A 16,010-nucleotide genomic window follows, 5' to 3' on the forward strand; every position below is an offset into this window, starting at 1 on the left:
CGTGGACGAAGCCGAGGCTTCGGGCGGGCGGCCGACGGAGGGCGCGGCCCGCATGGGGCTGACGGCGGCAAGCCGGATCGATGATGCGCCCCGCGTGGACGCGCTGGCGGCGGCCGGTCAGGCCGACGGCGTGCCCCGCGTGGACGCATCGGCGATCACGGTCGTGTGCGGGGACGACGCGCTCCGTTCCGAGGCCGAGACCCTCGCGGCGCACCTGGGCGCACCGCTGACGGGGTGCTCGGCCGGTCCCGCGTCGCCGGCCGGCCGGCTATGCCTCAAGGTCTCGCGCGCGGGCCTCGCCCTTGCGCGCGACGGCATGGAGCTCATGCCGGATTTCGCCGAGATGCTGCCCCGCATCAAGCCCGGCGCCCTCCAGCGCGAGATGCTGGTCAAGGCCGCGCGCATCAAGGGCGTCGAGCACCCGCGCGCCGTGGACGCGACCGCCGGGTTGGGTGAGGACTCGTTTTTGCTCGCTGCCGCCGGTTTCGAGGTGACGCTTTGCGAGGCGGACCCCGTGATCGCCGCCTTGCTGGCCGATGCGCTCGCGCGCGCCGCGCGGGACCCGTCGCTGGCCCCGATCGTCGCCCGCATGCGCCTGGTGGAGGGTGACAGCCGCGATACGCTGGCGGCGCTCGCCGCCGAGGGGGCACAGGACCCCGGTGCCCGGCCCGATGTGGTGTACCTCGATCCGATGTTCCCCGGGCGCACCAAGAGCGCTGCGGTCAAGAAGAAGTTCCAGCTCATTCACGGGCTCGAGCGCCCCGCGGATCCGTTGGACGAGGACGCCCTCCTGCGGGCCGCCCTTGCCGCGCGCCCGCGCAAGATCGTGGTCAAGCGCCCCGTCAAGGGCCCGCACCTCGCGGGCGTCAAGCCCAGCCACAGCATCGCGGGCAAGGCGGTGCGTTACGACTGCATCGTCCCTCCGCGCTGACGCACCTCGTATAATCAGCGTATCTGAGTCGATGACGATGCCCGAGGGGGAGTCCGGTCAATGCGAGCCATCAAGCGCATCAACAACAACGCCGCCATCTGCGTGGACGGCAGCGGGCGCCAGCTGATCGCCCTGGGCCGCGGCGTGGGGTTCGGCGACATGCCGCGCGAGGTCTCGCTCAAGGACGTGAAACGCACGTTTTACGGCGTGGACCCCAAGTACCTCTCGTTCATCGACGAGGTCGATCCGGATATCCTGGAGTTTTCCGCCCAGTTCGCCGACATCGTGACGCAGCAGCTCTCCTATGAGCTCAGCTCCAACCTGCCCATCACGCTCGCGGACCACATCCAGTTCGCCATCAAGCGCGCCCGCGAGCACATGGTCGTCTCCATGCCGCTCGCGGTTGATGTCGAGCAGGCGCATCCCGTCGAGTATCGCCTGGCCGAGATCGCGCTCAAGGGCATTCAGCGCACCTTTGGCGTCCGCATGCCAAAAGGCGAGGCGGCGGGCATCGCCCTGTCCATCGTGAGCTCCGCCGTGGGGAGCAGTGCCCGCACCGCGGAGCTGAGCGAGCGCACGGACCGCCTGCTCGCAGGCATCGTCCAGATCGTCGAGGCCGACATGGGCGTCAAGGTCGACCAAAGCTCGTTCGCCTACACGCGCTTCACCACGCATCTGCGCTACCTGCTGGACCGCATCGCGAAGGGCAAGCCCGTCGAGTCTGAGAACCTCGGCCTGTACGAGGTGCTCGAGGAGCAGTATCCCGAAGTCGTGGCGTGCGCCCGGCGCATAGCGGGGCTCATTTCCCGCTCATTCGATGCGGAGCTGACGCGCGAGGAGCTCATCTACCTCATCCTCCACGTCAACCGGATTATCGGCGTGACGTCGGGGGTGGCGTAACGCCTTGAGGCGGCCGTCCGCGGCGGCGTCCATTCGGCGGTGCGTCGGTACCGCTCACCGCCCGTTAGCTACCGTTCGCGGCTTCTTGGCGCGATTTTCGAGACCCCGGTCCCTGTCTTCGATATAGTTTGTCGCGTATTGGGTGCTACCTACGGCTCGCTCCGCAGGGCATTACCAAGATGGCGCGCTTGGATAAGCGTGCTGTCGCGTAATGCTTCGGGGCGTTTTTTCATGCCGAGGGATCGAGTGCACCGCTTTTCCCACAACACGATCAACGCTTCGGAACGCGAATGCGGGACGCCATGATGCGCACGTGGCCCCGGGAGGTCGCACACGCTACGCTGTACGCCATATCTGTGGGAAGGAAAGACGATGGCAGTCGATAACAGGAAAATCGCCGAGGAGGTCCTTGCGGCCGTCGGCGGAGCCGAGAACGTCACGAGCGCCACGCACTGCATGACGCGTTTGCGCCTCAACCTCAAGGACCAGTCGGTCCCCAACGACGCCCGGATCAAGGGCATCAAGGGCGTGCTGGGCGCGCAGTGGTCCGGCGGTCAGTATCAGGTGATCATCGGCCAGAACGTGCCGAAGGTATACGCCGAGGCCATCAAGCTCGGGGTCGATGGCGGCGGCAGCGTCGACGAGAGCCTCGACGGGGAGAAGCGGCCCTTTACGCTCAAGGGGGCGGGCGGGGCGGTGCTCAATTACCTGTCCAAGTCCATGATCTCTCTCATCCCGATCATGCTCAGCGCCGCGATGTTCCGCACGATCGCCGTGCTGATGGGTCCCGGGATGCTGAACATGTGGGCCGCTGACAGCCAGGAGTACCTCCTGTTCAACAACTGGCTCTATAACGCGGGCTTCTATTTCATGCCCATATTCCTCGGTTGGTCCGCCGCCAAGCAGCTGGGCGCCTCCCCTCAGCTGGGAATGATGCTGGGCGGCGTTTTGATCGCGCCCGAGCTCATGGATCTCGTGGCATCTGCCGCCGAGACCGGGGCGACCACCACGTCGGTGTACGGCATACCCGCCGCTCTCAACAACTACTCGAGCACGGTTCTGCCGGTCATCTTGTGCGTCCCGGTCATGTGGCAGGTTGAGAAGTTCTTCAAGAAGATCGTCCCCGACATGCTCGCGACCGTATTCGTGCCCTTCCTCACCATGGCGGTCATGATTCCCGTTTCGCTTTGCGCGCTTGCGCCCATCGGTTCCGTACTCGGCGGGGCGCTGGGCACCGTCATGTTTGGGCTTGGGAACACCGGCGGCGTGGTCACCATGCTGTCGCTCGTGGTCATCGCCGCCTTCTGGGAGTTCCTCGTGATGACGGGCATGCATCAGGTTCTGCTGACGCTCGGCATCACGCAGCTGCTTACCGCGGGCTCGGATTCTTGCGTGATGGTCGCGGGCGGAATCGCCCAGTTCGCGACTTGGGGCATGGCATTCGGTGCATTCATGAGGCTGAAGGAGAAGGACGAGAAGGGCGCCTGTCTCGGCTACGCCCTTTCCGGCATCGTGGGCGGCGTCACTGAACCCGCTTTGTATGGATGCGGATTCAAGTACATGCGCGCTTTGGCGGGCATGGTGGTCGGCGGCGCCGTGGGCGGTGCCCTCGCTGCGTTCTTCAACGTGACGACCTACGTTCTCGGGGCGACGAACATTCTGGGGGTCGTCGGGTTCGTTGCGGGCGGCACCGGCAACTTCACGATGGGCGTCGTCTCTTCCCTGGTGGCGTTCGCGGTCGCCGCAGCGGTCACCTACTTCTTCGGCTTCACCAAGGAGCAGCTCGCCGAGGATGCCGAGGCGGCCGCAGCAGCCAAGCTGTAAGGTAGGCGGACCGATGCTTTGCGAGCCCATTCGCCCGCATCGCCGCATGAAGATTTGCGCTGGAAGGTCGTTATGAACGGCGGCCTTCCGCGTGTTATGGAAAGGAGTATGCAGTGAAGCAGCTTTTGATTCGCGCCGATGACGTGGGGTATTCGCGCGCCGTCGACCTGGGCATCGAGCGCAGCGTCCGCGAGGGCCTGGTGCGCTCGGTCGGCGTGATGCCGAACATGCCCGAGGCCGCGCACGGGTGGTCGCTCATCGCCGACTGCGATATCGCCGTCGGGCAGCACACCAACGTGTGCCTGGGCGCGCCATGCGCCGACCCCGCGCTCATCCCGAGCCTTTTGCAGGGCAACGGCGAGTTCAAGAGCAGTCGCGAGTACCGCGCCTGCTACAAGGAGGGCGTCGATTTCGTCGACTTCGACGAGGCGGTCATCGAGATCGAGGCGCAGCTCGCGCGGTTTGTCCAGATCGTCGGCCGCGAGCCGGAGTACTTCGAGGCGCACGCCGTGCTCTCCAAGAACCTCAACGAGGCCATCGGGCACGTGGCGCGCGAGCACGGCTATACGTACCAGGTGCCCTCGTTTGACCCGTCCGCTGTGGTGCAGTGCGGGGGCACTCCGGTGCGGATGGTCATGCGCTCGCAAGCTCCGGGCTACGACCCTGCCGCCGCGATCCGCGAGACGGTCGAGGAGATGCGCGACGGCGAGACGGTCGTGTTCGTGTGCCACCCAGGCTACCTCGACCACTACATCCTCACGCATTCGTCGCTCACCGAGGACCGTACCAAGGAGGTCGATGCCCTGCTCGACCCCGACCTGCGCGCTTGGCTGGAGGGCCGGGGCGATCTCGAGCTCATCGATTATCGCGACCTGTAGGGTTTCCTGCTGGGAAAGCGGGCCCAGTCGGAGGGGCGGGCGCAGTTCAAACGCGCTCGCCCCCTTTTTCGCGATGGGCGTAGAATTGCCTGTCGAAAGAGGCGTGATACGAGGAGGGGCGAGGCGCAGATGACGGCGGGATTGGTACTTGAGGGCGGCGGCATGCGTGGCCTGTACACGGCGGGCGTCCTCGATGTGTTCATGGAGCATGGGATCGAGTTCGACCATGCGGTGGGCGTGTCAGCCGGTGCCGCGTTCGGCGTGAACATCAAGTCGCGTCAGGCCGGCCGCGCCATTCGCTACAACAAGCGCTTCTGTGCCGATCCGCGTTACGCCAGCATGCGCAACCTGCTGCGCACGGGTGACCTGTACAGCGTCGATTTCGCGTATCGCACGGTTCCTCTCGAGCTGGATCCGTTCGATGTCGAGGCACTGCAGGCGAACCCGATGCGCTTCACGGTGGTGTGCACCGATATCGTGACGGGGAAGGCCATCTACCATGACATCGAGCGCGGTGACGAGGAGGATCTTGATTGGATCCGCGCCTCCGCGTCCGTGCCCATGCTGGCAAATCCCGTCCGCCTCGACGGGCACATCCTGCTCGACGGTGGCATCGCGAACTCCATCCCCGCGATGTGGATGGTTCGCCACGGATACGACCGCAACGTGGCGATCCTCACGCAGCCGGCAGGTTTTCGCAAGGAGCCCAACGGCCTCATGCCCATCCTGCGCCTGACCTTGCGCAAGTACCCTAGGCTCATTGAGCTGCTGGCCAACCGGCACGAACGCTACAATGCACAACTCGATGACGTTGCTCGTCTTGAAGCGGAGGGGCGTCTGCTCGTCATCCGCCCGAGTGAGTCGGTAAAGGCGCCCATCTCGGTCAAAGACCCCGAGGTTCTTGAGCGCGTCTACCAGGTGGGTAGGTGCGACGGAGAGGCGCGGGTTGCGGATGTCGAGCGCTATCTGGCGTGAGGTGTGCGCGGGCGTGATGACGACCCCGAGTGCCGACGCTGGCATGAGGCGTGCACGGGCGAGATGGCGAGCCCGAACACCTGGCGTTGCCGCAGGGCATGCATGGCCTGCGACGGTGAACCCGAACGCTGAAGTTCCGCGCGTGTGATGTCGAAATTGAAGCGCTACTATCGTGATTTTCTCGACATTACACGCGCGGTGCCGTTTCGGAGCGTCGGCGCCATCGCGGAGGGGGGCAGTGCTTGTTCACAAACGGAGCGAATGCGGAACCTGTGTGTCACGAAATGTGCACGCGGGAATCAAGGCTGCGGCGCGTACACTGGTTTACGGCGGCATTCGAGGCTCAGATGGAGCGTGCCGCATGAGACGCCGGAAGGCGTGGAGATGGTGCCAGACATTTTTGAAAGACGTGAGTGGCGCCGGGGCGATCAGCCCCCGATAGCGCGCCTGCGGGCGCAGAAGGAGGACGACATGTCCGAGAACATCGAGAACGAGAACGAGATCATGGACGAAGCCACTGTGGCCGTCGAGGCCACCGAGGCTGCCGAGGTCGAGGAGGCCGCCGACGACGTGGCCGAGACCGCTGCCGAGTCCGAGGACGCCGACGCCGAGGAGGCCGCCGAGGAGCTCTCCCTCGACGACCAGCTGTTCGACAAGGTGCAGAAGGCCGCTCGCCTGCTGCGCAACCGTAAGTTCGCCATGGGCCGTGAGGCTGAGGCCGACGCCGCCCGCGCCAGCGAACTGATGCGCGCCCTCAAGCTCCTTGAGCTCAAGCCCCAGATGGAGCAGAAGGAGATGTCCGACCTGCTGGGCATGCGTCTGCGTGAGCTCGACGGCATCCTGCGCGAGGCCGAGGAGGCCGGTGCTGTGACCCGCGTCATGCCCGAGGAAGAGGACATGCGCGCCATCCTCGTCTCCGCTAACGAGAACGCCGAGGAAATCGCCGCTTCTCTGGGCGGCAAGCGCAAGAAGCTCATCCCCCAGCTTTCTCAGCTTGACGCTGAGGATATCGTGGCCCTCATGGACAAGCTCATTGACCCGCTCACCGAGATGGGCCTGGATAACGACGACCGCAACTCCCGTGGCGGTTTTGGTGCTCGCGGTGGCGACCGTGGTCCGCGCAAGGACTTCGGCGGCCGCGGCGGTGACCGTGGCGGTCGCGGTGGCTTCGGCGGCCGTGGCGGCGATCGCGGTCCTCGCAAGGACTTTGGCGATCGCGGTCCTCGTCGCGATTTCGGCGACCGCGGCGACCGTGGTGGTCGCGGCGGCTTTGGCGACCGTGACCGCAAGTTCAGCGATCGCAACACGCGCGGCGGGTATGGCGACCGCGGTGGCCGCGGCGGCTACGGCTCTCGTGACGACCGTGGTGGCCGTGGCAACTACGGCGACCGTCGCGGTGGTAGCCGCTACTAATCGTCCCGGCCCGTATTGCCGCACGTTTGACGGCAGAGTGGGCGCAGCGTGAGGTGCTTGCATGAAGACGCTCCGATCCGATTCTTCGGGCCGGAGCGTTTTTCATATCGACAGGGCCCCCGGGTGCCGTGCAGAGGTATAAGCGCGACGCATTGTTCGCTCGGAGCATCACTGCTCGCCGTGTGTTCCTCGCGCGCCGTCAAGCGCACGCTGCGCACCCAACTCTACGAGAAGCTCCTGCGCCTTGGGGCGACGTACCGGCAGACCGCGGCGACCTTCGAGGTCGTGCAAGTCGCCGTTGAAGGCGTGGAGCAACTCGAGACTTATTTCGCGGCGTACCTACTCCAGCTGTTCTACGCGATGCTCGCTCCACCCACGCTTTTCGCGGTCCTTTCCACCGTGAGCCTGCGCGCGGCACTTGTCCTACTCGTGTGCGTGCCGCTTATCCCCGTGTCGATTGCCGCGGTGCAGACGTGGGCGAAAAAACTGTTGAGCAGGTATTGGGGCCAGTACACCGAGCTGGGCGACACGTTTCTGGAGAACAAGGCGGGCTGGCACCACCATCTGCCCAATGCCGGGGAGGATGCCCAATGAACTTGAGACGATGCGCGTATGCGACGTGTGGGTGCCTTGCTTTGGCTCTGGGCACCGTCGGCGCTGTGCTCCCCCTGTTGCCAGCGCTTCCATTTCTACTGTTGGCGGCGTTTTGCTTCGCTCGGGCTTCGGAGCGCCTCAACCAGTGGTTTTTGGGGACCAAGCTGTACAAGGAGAATCTTGAGGGCTACGTGTCGGATCAAGGCATGACGCGCGCGGCGAAGGTGCGCATCATGGCGGTGGTGACGGTGCTGATGTCGATTGGCTTTGCCCTGATGCATCAGGTGCCCGTCGGGCGCATCATTCTCGTGTGCGTTTGGGTGTTCCACCTCGCCTATTTCACGCTCGGCGTGAAGGAGCGCCGCGCATAGGGCAGCGCTTCATCCGGAGTGGGTGCGCGCCCTGTTGGATTGCCGGGCTGCGCGGGCGCCGCGCCTCGCGCCCCGCGTGGCACCGATGCCGTACGGGGCGTTGCTTTCGTTTAAATTGAACTAATTGAACTAATAATTGAACTCATATGGTAAACTCCCAGAAATTGAACTATTGGTTCCATTGACTTGTTGGGAGTGCCGATGGTTGAGAAGAAGCGCATGCCTGTCGATTCGCCTGCCACGGCGGAATCGTTCGCGCAGCACTTGCGTGAGGGCATGGACCGTCGAGGGCTCAAGCAGGCCGACTTGATTCGGATGGCGAGCCAGCGAGGGGCCAAGCTCGGAAAGAGCCAAGTGAGCCAGTACGTGAGCGGCAAAACCTTGCCGCGCCGCGCGGTTGTGCAGCTGCTATCCGATATTTTGGAAATTGAACCTAGCTTCTTGATGGGGGAGAGTGCGCCCTCCGCGTGCACGACCTCCGATCCCCCCGGGCGAGCCGAGGTGCGGCCTGCCGCCGCCCCCGAGCCCCGCATCCACATGAGCCGCCTCGACAAGAACACCGACTCCGTCGACTCGGCCAGCTCGCACCCCGAAGGGATTACCATGTCCAACGCCATCCGCACCTTTAGCAAGTCTTCCAAGCTCGACAACGTTCTCTATGATGTCCGCGGCCCCGTGGTCGACGAGGCCGCGCGCCTCGAATCCGAGGGCGCTCACATTCTCAAGCTCAACATTGGCAACCCTGCACCGTTTGGCTTTCGCACTCCTGTCGAGGTCATCCAGGATATGCGCGAACAGCTTCCCGACTGCGAGGGCTACTCCGACAGCCGCGGTTTGTTCTCCGCACGCAAAGCGATCATGCAGTACGCGCAGCTCAAGGGCCTACCCAATGTGAGCATGGACGGCATCTACACGGGCAACGGCGTATCGGAGCTCATCAACCTGTGCATGCAGGCACTGCTCGACACCGGTGACGAGATTCTCATTCCCGCGCCCGACTATCCGCTGTGGACCGCATGCGCCACGCTCGCCGGTGGCACGCCCGTGCATTATCTTTGCGATGAGCAGGCAGATTGGAACCCCGACCTGGCCGACATGGAGGCCAAGATCACCCCGCGCACCAAGGCGCTCGTCATCATCAACCCCAACAATCCCACGGGTGCGGTCTATTCCAAGGACGTCCTCGAGGGCATCGTCGAGATCGCACGCAGGCACCAGCTCATGATCTTTGCGGACGAGATCTACGACCGCCTGTGCATGGATGATGCCGAGCACGTTTCCATTGCGAGCCTGGCGTCCGACCTGTTCTGCGTCACCTTCTCCGGTCTTTCCAAGAGCCATATGATCGCGGGCTACCGCATCGGCTGGATGATCGTGTCGGGCAACAAACGCCTGGGCAGCGATTTCATGCTCGGCGTGAACATGCTCTCCAACATGCGCCTGTGTTCCAACGTGCCGGCGCAGTCCATCGTGCAAACCGCGCTGGGCGGGCACCAGTCTGTCAAGGATTACGTGGCGCCCGGCGGTCGCGTGTACGAGCAGCGCAACTACGTGTACGAGGCGCTGAACGCGATCGACGGCATTACGGCGGTCAAGCCCAAGGCGGCGTTTTACATTTTCCCGAAGATGGACGTGAAGAAGTTCAACATCCACGACGACGAGCAGTTCGCCCTCGACCTGCTGCACCAGAAGGGCATTCTCATCACCCGCGGCGGCGGCTTCAACTGGCCCGAGCCTGACCACTTCCGTATCGTGTATCTGCCGCGCATGGGTGTGCTGCGCGAGGCGATGGAAGATCTGGCTGAGTTCTTTGAGACCTATCGTCAAGCGTAGGGGCGCCAGCCACAGGGTGCGCGCCGATTCGTGTGGCCCCAGTGGCGTGAGTCGCGCCATGGCGTTTATCGAGGAGGATTCAGTGAAGATCACCGTGGTCGCAGTGGGCAAGCTCAAGGAGCGTTTTTGGGCGGACGCCTGCGCGGAGTACGTAAAGCGCTTGAGCGCGTATGCGAGCATCAAGATGGTCGAGATCCCCGACCGTGATCCGGCAAAGACCGGTGGCGAGGAGGCGGGGCGCGCGCTTGAGGGCAAGGCCATTTTGGCGGCGATTCCCGAGCGGTCGCATGTGGTGCTGCTCGACATTGGGGGCAAGGAGCGTTCGAGTGAGGAGATCGCGTCGCATCTAAATGACCTGATGCTACGGGGGGAGAGCTCCATCACCTTTGTTATCGGTGGTTCGTGCGGTGTGTCGTCTGAGGTACGCGCTCGCGCCGACGAGCGCCTCTCGTTCGGGCGGATCACGTTGCCGCACAACTTGGCGCGCGTGGTGCTGCTTGAGCAGGTGTACCGTGCATTCAAGATCATGCGTGGAGAGCCCTATCACAAGTAGCTTGCTTCTGATGCGCGCCGCTCGCAAGCGGAGCGAGGCTACCTTCGCGGGCGTGGAGTAAAAAACCGGGCTGTGATAGATGGCGTCCATATTCGGGTACGCCCTATATGCTGCGCCGTGACAGCGCCAGCGTTCAAACGTTTCATATAGACGGCGACATGTGGTGTCATGTTGGTTGAAAAAACGCCGACCTCAGGAGGCCGGCGTTTTTTCGTTTGTGTAAGCTAGGGGACTTGCGACTAAGACTTAGCCGAAGTAGCGCTGCAGCAGGCCAGCGAAGGCCTTGCCATGACGGGCCTCGTCGCGAGCCATCTCGTGCACGGTGTCGTGGATGGCATCCAGGCCAGCGGCCTTGGCGCGCTTGGCGAGGTCGAACTTGCCGGCGGTAGCGCCGTTCTCGGCCTCAACGCGCATCTCGAGGTTCTTCTTGGTGGAGGTGGTCACGACCTCGCCCAGGAGCTCGGCGAACTTGGAAGCGTGCTCGGCCTCCTCGTAAGCGGCCTTCTCCCAGTACAGGCCGATCTCCGGGTAGCCCTCGCGGTGGGCAACGCGGGCCATGGCCAGGTACATACCAACTTCAGAGCACTCGCCCTCGAAGTTGGCGCGCAGGTCGGCGATGATGTCCTCGGAGACGCCCTCCTCGTGAGCAACGCCCACGATGTGCTCGGCGGCCCAGGTCATCTTGCCCTCCTCGACCTTGGTGAAGCGGTCGCCGGAGACGCCGCACTGGGGGCACTTGAAATCGGCGGGCAGCTCCTCGCCGTCGAACTCCTCAACGTAACCGCAAACGGGGCAAACGAACTTCATGTTTGTTCTCCTTTGAACACAGGCGATTGCGCGGGCGAACCGGTGGGTGGCTCGCGCTCGGACAACTGCATTATGGCACAGTTCCAGAATCATATGGGCCTAAAACGGAAACATATTAGGATTCATTCTTAAATAGTTCACAAATGAGCGAACGTGCAGTTCAAGGCCTTAGGGAGATGGTCATGTAATGGCGATCGGCGTGTTAACGGGGCAGATGGGGCGTTCAAGTGTCCGTCCGAACAGGCCAAGAGCTGATTGGACCCCTGCTTTTGTCTGGACGCTCAGGGAGGGGTGGCGGCGGGTGGTTCTGCGGCGGCAACGTGGCACGCGAAAAAGCGCTCAAGCCCTCAAAAGGGGGTCACAATATATCCGTTTTCGGAAAAGTGGTCAAAATACCCTGATTGTGCGCTGAAAGCGGGGCCAAAACGCTCGTGCATATTTTCTGGCGCGGGACAATCCTGGGGTTTTGTCGATGGCGGCTGGAGGCAATGGGTGCCAGGGCGCGTGGTCGGCGGAATCAGTTTGCCCAATCCTGGGCAAACGCAACTGCGTCACTGATTGCTCAGCGCACAATCAGGGTATTTTGACCACACTGAGCAAAACGTATCGGGCCGAGGGGGCGACGGTCATGAGCGTATGCATTTTTGGAGAGTCAGCGCTCGAATTTATGCGATCGAGCGGACGATTGGCGCCGGAGTTTTTGGATAGACCACGCACGCAAAAACTGGATGGCTGCGGCATATCGCCAAAAGCTATGTTTGCGGACGACATGGGGCGTTTGGGTGTGAAAACGCGTCCCGTGCACATCCTGGTGTCCAAAGAGTCGGGCGCCCGCAGCCGCGACGACATCGTGTGCCACCGCAGCGCGGCGGAGTTGCCACCTCGTTCGCTTATTTACGTGAATAGGGATGTTTTAGTGACGAGCCCGGCTCTGACATTTCTGCATCTTGCAACAGTGGACCTGCACAAGAAGCGGCAGCGCACCGTCGAGGAGCTGGCGATGATCGGCCTCGAGCTGTGCGGAACCTACCTCCTCGATGATTCATGGGATGGTCTTACCAACACGGCGAAGCCCCTGACTTCCGTCGAACAGATCGCCCGTGTGCTGGATGCGATGCCCGGAGCGCCGGGGATCGTCCGGGCCCGCGAGGCGCTTGAGCTGGTCGGTGACGGCTCCAACTCGCCCATGGAATCCGTTCTTTGCGCATTGCTTACCTGGCCGCGGCGACTCGGTGGTTATGCCCTCGGGCCTGTCTCGCTCAACCATCGCGTCTCAACCGCCGACGGGGACCGCTATGTGGACGTTGCATTCCCCGGTCATAAGGTCGGTCTCGAGTACAAGGGCCGCAAGTTCCACACGATCGAGCAGGTCGAGCGCGACGACCGCAGGCAGAACAAGCTGGTTGGCTCGGGCTGGACCATATTGAACGTCTGGTACGAGGACATTGTCGAAGAGCATCTGTACAACCAGCTCGTCGTGGACGTTGCACGTGCGATGGGCATTCGGCTGAGAATCCGCAGCAGCGGTTTCGATGCGCGTCGCAACGTGCTGCGCATGCAGCTCATCCCAGCATTCAAATGGTACGCTGCAGCGTTGGCACGGTAGCTGGCCAAAAAACAAGAACGCCGCCAATCGCAAGGTCGCGAGAGACGGCGCGGGGTGAGGCCCGTGCGTGGGTATGGGGTCTGTCTCAGGCGGGTCATCGGGGCGAAAGGCCGCCGCAAAACGAGGCCCGAGCCCGGTTACAGGATTTGCACCTGACAGCTCGCCATGGTGGTGATCGCGGCGTCGTGCGCGGCGGGGGTGACGCCGGCGCTCAGGGCGGGGTTCACGCTGAGCGGGACCTCGGGCAGGTGCGCCTTGATGGTGAGGGCGTTGCTGACCACGCAGATGTCGGTGCACAGGCCGCAGAGTTCGATGGAGTCGATGGGCTCGGCGTCGTTTTGCGCGACGAGCCAGCGGGCAAGGTCGAGCGATCCGAACGAGGGCTTTTCGAACACGGGAGCGCTGCGGTGGGTGCGAACCGTCTCGAGGGCGGGTGCGAGCTCCCAGCCGGTCGTGCCGGCGATGCAGTGGGGAATGGGCAGGTTGCGACCCTCTTGCGTGGTTGCGTAGTCGCTGCCGTGGGTGTCTTTGGTGAAAACGACCGTGCCGCTGAAGCTGCTGGCGCGTTGGGCGACCGCCTCGACGATGGCCTGCGCCTCGGGCGTGCCCAGGGCGCCGTCGATGAAGTCATTTTGCATGTCGATGACGACAAGGTAGGAGTTGGACATGGCGAGGGCTCCTTTGGTGTGGGAATTGCGTTGATCAATATTGTATAGGCGATGCGAAGGGAATACGGGCAAGCATTGGTTCCCGCCAATCCGACTGCACCTACTTTGAGGAACGTCTGTTCGATCGGTACAATACAGAGATCGAACAGGCGTTCCTAATAAGGTGGAAATCGTGGACGCAACCCTGGAATATGACAGCTCTTCAATTGAGTCAATCCTTGCGTATGCCAAGCGTCTTGAAGGCCATACGCTCAGGGAGGAATGCCCGGGACTGGAGCGAGTCGAGGACCCACATAAAAGAAGGGGGTCGTTCGGCAACGCGGTTGAAAAGTACTACTTCCATTATGAAATCAATAGCGACCCTGATGCGGATTTTGCCGAAGTTGGAACTGAGTTGAAAACGACTCCGCTCAAACAATTGAAAGACGGGCGACTTTCGGCTAAAGAGCGTCTGGTAATTAGCATGATCAATTATATGAGCGTTGTTGATGAGACTTGGGAGACGAGCTCGCTTCAGAAGAAGCTACACCAGATCTTGCTCATTGCGTACCAATATGACAAAGAGCTCAATCCCGTTGATTATCTCGTCAAGCTTGTGGAGCTCTGGGGGATTCCGGATGAAGATATCCCGACGTTCAAAAGGGATTGGGATATCGTCGTGCGGAAGATTCGCCGAGGCAGGGCTCATGAGCTGTCCGGTTCGGACACCTTGTATCTGGAGGCAGCGACCAAAGCGGCGAATGCCGCGAAGCGAACGGAGCAACCGTATTCGGATGTCCCCGCCAAGCCGAGGGCTTGGGCAATAAAGCCTTCGTATATGACAGTCGCGCTCAACGGCATGCTAGAAGCACAGGCAATTCGCAGGGACAGTGGAAGTTCGGGGCTCGATTTGCTTGCGTTGGTGAGGCGTAGATTCGAGCCATATATAGGCTTGTCGGAAAACGAATTGGCGAGCGTGTGTGGATATGGGTGGCAGGGAAATAGGAAGCCCAAGAACCTTTGCGCGCTTATAACGAAGCACATCCTGGGTGTCGACGAGGATTCTCGCATCGCGGAGTTTGAGAAAGCGGGCGTGAAGCCAAAGACGATGAGGATCAAGTGCAACGGAATGCCCAAGGAGTCGATTTCATTTCCGACGTTCGATTACTGCGACCTTGCGATATGTGAGTTCAATTCCAGTGACTTTAGGCGTTACTTGGCTCAGAAGTATCTCTTCGTTGTATATCGGGAGGACGCGGCCGATAAAGGTACGTTTAGATTGGCTGAGCTGCTCTTTTGGCAGATGCCCGACATGGACCTGCTGGAAGCGCGTCGCTGTTATGAGGAAATGCAGCGGCGGGTGAGATCCGGTCATGCGGACCAGTCGGTCAAATCAACGGAAAATCGGTGTTGCCATGTAAGGCCGCATGGCAGAAACAAAGCAGATGCGCTTCCGACGCCTTATGGATCGTTCGAGACGAAGAAGTGCTTTTGGCTGAACGCGCGTTATATCGCATCCGAGATCGATAGAGTAAGGCGGGATTTGCGCGCTCCGACTGATGAAGCGCTTGAAGAGAGGCTAGGACACAGCGGAATGACTGGAAACGTGATACGAGTTGCGGAATTGTTCGCGGGGGTTGGCGGTTTTCGCCTGGGTCTTGAGGGCTATAGCAATGAGGATCATCCGGAGTTTGAGATGCCCGCTGCCGGGCCGTTCGTGACGGTTTGGGCGAATCAGTGGGAGCCCCAGGGCTCTCCTGCCAGGCAGTTTGCTGCGCGTTGTTATGAAGAGCGATTCGGCTACGGTTCCGTGGTCAACGAAGACATACATGCGGTTTTGGGCGCTTATGAAGTGGGAGAGATCGATATTCCCGATGTGGATATGGTTGTCGGCGGATTCCCCTGTCAAGATTACTCCGTGGCAAAGCCCCTGTCACAGGCAAACGGTATTGAGGGCAAGAAGGGTGTTCTATGGTGGGACATCTATCGGTTCCTGCGTTTGAAGCAGCCCAAGTACTGTCTGTTCGAAAATGTTGATCGCCTGCTCAAGAGTCCCGCGTCGCAACGCGGTCGCGACTTCGCAATTATTCTGTCTTGCTTGGCTTCGCTTGGATATTCCGCGGAATGGCGTGTGGTGAATGGAGCGGATTACGGGTTCCCGCAGAAGCGCCGCAGAGTGTATATCTACGCAGAGCGGACGGAAGACGCTTGGGATCTGAAGGAACGACTCCGCGCGGGTGTTATGGCGGATGCGCTTCCGGCGCGATGCGTTGCGACGGAAGCGACGATTCCGATTTATGACGATCCTTTTGAGAACACGGAGCGCTTCGGCGTGGGGCTTAAGACATCCCCGTTTCAAAATGCGGGAGTCATGCAGGGCTGTACAGTTATGACCGCAAAAGTCGAGGCAGCGTATGAAGGGCCGAGCAAGACGCTGGGCGACGTTCTCGTTTCCGATTCTGAGGTGCCGGAAGAATTTTTCGTCGACGAGGCGAAGCTTGCCAAATGGCGCTATTTCAAGGGTGGGAAGAACGAGCCACGCGTCAACAAAAAGACGGGCTTTACGTATCGGTATTCTGAGGGCGCCATGGCTTTTCCCGACCCCGTTGACGCGCCTGCCCGAACCATCCTTACCAGTGAGGGGGGTGTTCCTATAGTTTTGTCAACTGGGAAATGCT

Annotated in this window: 14 protein-coding genes; 12 read left to right on the forward strand and 2 right to left on the reverse strand. The window is 61.9% G+C overall.

The window, feature by feature from the left end; translation table 11 throughout:
* Nucleotide 1 precedes the first annotated feature (1 nt).
* The 10 genes from DWV48_RS07745 to rlmH all read left to right on the forward strand — a co-directional run bounded on the left by DWV48_RS07745 (nucleotide 2) and on the right by rlmH (nucleotide 10,272).
* A complete protein-coding gene (locus DWV48_RS07745; RefSeq protein ID WP_233546233.1) occupies nucleotides 2-931 on the forward strand; it encodes a class I SAM-dependent methyltransferase in 930 nt (309 codons plus the stop codon).
* Nucleotides 932-991: 60 nt separating this feature from the next.
* Complete coding sequence (locus DWV48_RS07750) at nucleotides 992-1,831, forward strand: PRD domain-containing protein (RefSeq protein WP_118654239.1); 840 nt, start codon at nucleotides 992-994, stop codon at nucleotides 1,829-1,831.
* A 372-nt stretch (nucleotides 1,832-2,203) separates the two neighbouring features.
* Nucleotides 2,204-3,655, forward strand: a complete 1,452-nt coding sequence (locus DWV48_RS07755; protein ID WP_118654240.1) for a PTS transporter subunit EIIC — start codon at nucleotides 2,204-2,206, stop codon at nucleotides 3,653-3,655.
* Between the two features lie 113 nt (nucleotides 3,656-3,768).
* On the forward strand, nucleotides 3,769-4,533 hold the full coding sequence (locus tag DWV48_RS07760; RefSeq protein WP_118654241.1) for a ChbG/HpnK family deacetylase: 765 nt from the start codon (nucleotides 3,769-3,771) through the stop codon (nucleotides 4,531-4,533).
* 129 nt (nucleotides 4,534-4,662) lie between these two features.
* Nucleotides 4,663-5,508 carry a patatin family protein gene (locus DWV48_RS07765; RefSeq protein WP_199588931.1) on the forward strand — a complete coding sequence of 282 codons (846 nt, stop codon included), beginning with the start codon at nucleotides 4,663-4,665 and terminating at the stop codon, nucleotides 5,506-5,508.
* 471 nt (nucleotides 5,509-5,979) lie between these two features.
* Nucleotides 5,980-6,921 carry a hypothetical protein gene (locus DWV48_RS07770; protein ID WP_118654242.1) on the forward strand — a complete coding sequence of 314 codons (942 nt, stop codon included), beginning with the start codon at nucleotides 5,980-5,982 and terminating at the stop codon, nucleotides 6,919-6,921.
* A gap of 123 nt (nucleotides 6,922-7,044) precedes the next feature.
* On the forward strand, nucleotides 7,045-7,515 hold the full coding sequence (locus tag DWV48_RS07775) for an ABC transporter transmembrane domain-containing protein (RefSeq protein ID WP_255413666.1): 471 nt from the start codon (nucleotides 7,045-7,047) through the stop codon (nucleotides 7,513-7,515).
* Nucleotides 7,512-7,886, forward strand: coding sequence for a YbaN family protein (locus DWV48_RS07780; protein ID WP_118654244.1), 375 nt, complete (start codon nucleotides 7,512-7,514; stop codon nucleotides 7,884-7,886). The genes DWV48_RS07775 and DWV48_RS07780 overlap by 4 nt, the downstream gene beginning before the upstream one ends.
* A 276-nt stretch (nucleotides 7,887-8,162) precedes the next feature.
* Nucleotides 8,163-9,719, forward strand: coding sequence for an aminotransferase class I/II-fold pyridoxal phosphate-dependent enzyme (locus DWV48_RS07785; protein ID WP_369834846.1), 1,557 nt, complete (start codon nucleotides 8,163-8,165; stop codon nucleotides 9,717-9,719).
* A gap of 46 nt (nucleotides 9,720-9,765) precedes the next feature.
* Complete coding sequence (rlmH, locus tag DWV48_RS07790) at nucleotides 9,766-10,272, forward strand: 23S rRNA (pseudouridine(1915)-N(3))-methyltransferase RlmH (RefSeq protein WP_255413667.1); 507 nt, start codon at nucleotides 9,766-9,768, stop codon at nucleotides 10,270-10,272.
* Between the two features lie 246 nt (nucleotides 10,273-10,518).
* Here rlmH and DWV48_RS07795 read toward each other — a convergent pair whose 3' ends face one another.
* Nucleotides 10,519-11,079: a ferritin family protein gene (locus tag DWV48_RS07795; protein ID WP_040360524.1), complete on the reverse strand. Its 561-nt coding sequence runs from the start codon at nucleotides 11,077-11,079 to the stop codon at nucleotides 10,519-10,521.
* A gap of 628 nt (nucleotides 11,080-11,707) precedes the next feature.
* Here DWV48_RS07795 and DWV48_RS07800 point away from each other — a divergent pair.
* Nucleotides 11,708-12,685 carry an endonuclease domain-containing protein gene (locus tag DWV48_RS07800; protein ID WP_233546235.1) on the forward strand — a complete coding sequence of 326 codons (978 nt, stop codon included), beginning with the start codon at nucleotides 11,708-11,710 and terminating at the stop codon, nucleotides 12,683-12,685.
* 137 nt (nucleotides 12,686-12,822) lie between these two features.
* Here DWV48_RS07800 and DWV48_RS07805 read toward each other — a convergent pair whose 3' ends face one another.
* Nucleotides 12,823-13,353, reverse strand: a complete 531-nt coding sequence (locus tag DWV48_RS07805) for a cysteine hydrolase family protein (protein ID WP_118654247.1) — start codon at nucleotides 13,351-13,353, stop codon at nucleotides 12,823-12,825.
* Nucleotides 13,354-13,525: 172 nt separating this feature from the next.
* Here DWV48_RS07805 and DWV48_RS07810 point away from each other — a divergent pair.
* Nucleotides 13,526-16,010: Sau3AI family type II restriction endonuclease (locus tag DWV48_RS07810; protein WP_118654248.1), on the forward strand; the 2,485-nt coding region annotated here is incomplete at its 3' end.

This window comes from Collinsella sp. AF08-23, from assembly GCF_003479805.1.
GTDB lineage: Bacteria > Actinomycetota > Coriobacteriia > Coriobacteriales > Coriobacteriaceae > Collinsella.

Bases quoted from the DNA above. Each gene is read 5' to 3' on its own strand.
- DWV48_RS07750 (WP_118654239.1), top strand. From the start codon at position 992: ATGCGAGCCATCAAGCGCATCAACAACAACGCCGCCATCTGCGTGGAC.
- DWV48_RS07755 (WP_118654240.1), top strand. From the start codon at position 2,204: ATGGCAGTCGATAACAGGAAAATCGCCGAGGAGGTCCTTGCGGCCGTC.
- DWV48_RS07765 (WP_199588931.1), top strand. From the start codon at position 4,663: ATGACGGCGGGATTGGTACTTGAGGGCGGCGGCATGCGTGGCCTGTAC.
- DWV48_RS07770 (WP_118654242.1), top strand. From the start codon at position 5,980: ATGTCCGAGAACATCGAGAACGAGAACGAGATCATGGACGAAGCCACT.
- DWV48_RS07780 (WP_118654244.1), top strand. From the start codon at position 7,512: ATGAACTTGAGACGATGCGCGTATGCGACGTGTGGGTGCCTTGCTTTG.
- DWV48_RS07785 (WP_369834846.1), top strand. From the start codon at position 8,163: ATGGACCGTCGAGGGCTCAAGCAGGCCGACTTGATTCGGATGGCGAGC.
- DWV48_RS07795 (WP_040360524.1), bottom strand. From the start codon at position 11,079: ATGAAGTTCGTTTGCCCCGTTTGCGGTTACGTTGAGGAGTTCGACGGC.
- DWV48_RS07800 (WP_233546235.1), top strand. From the start codon at position 11,708: ATGAGCGTATGCATTTTTGGAGAGTCAGCGCTCGAATTTATGCGATCG.
- DWV48_RS07805 (WP_118654247.1), bottom strand. From the start codon at position 13,353: ATGTCCAACTCCTACCTTGTCGTCATCGACATGCAAAATGACTTCATC.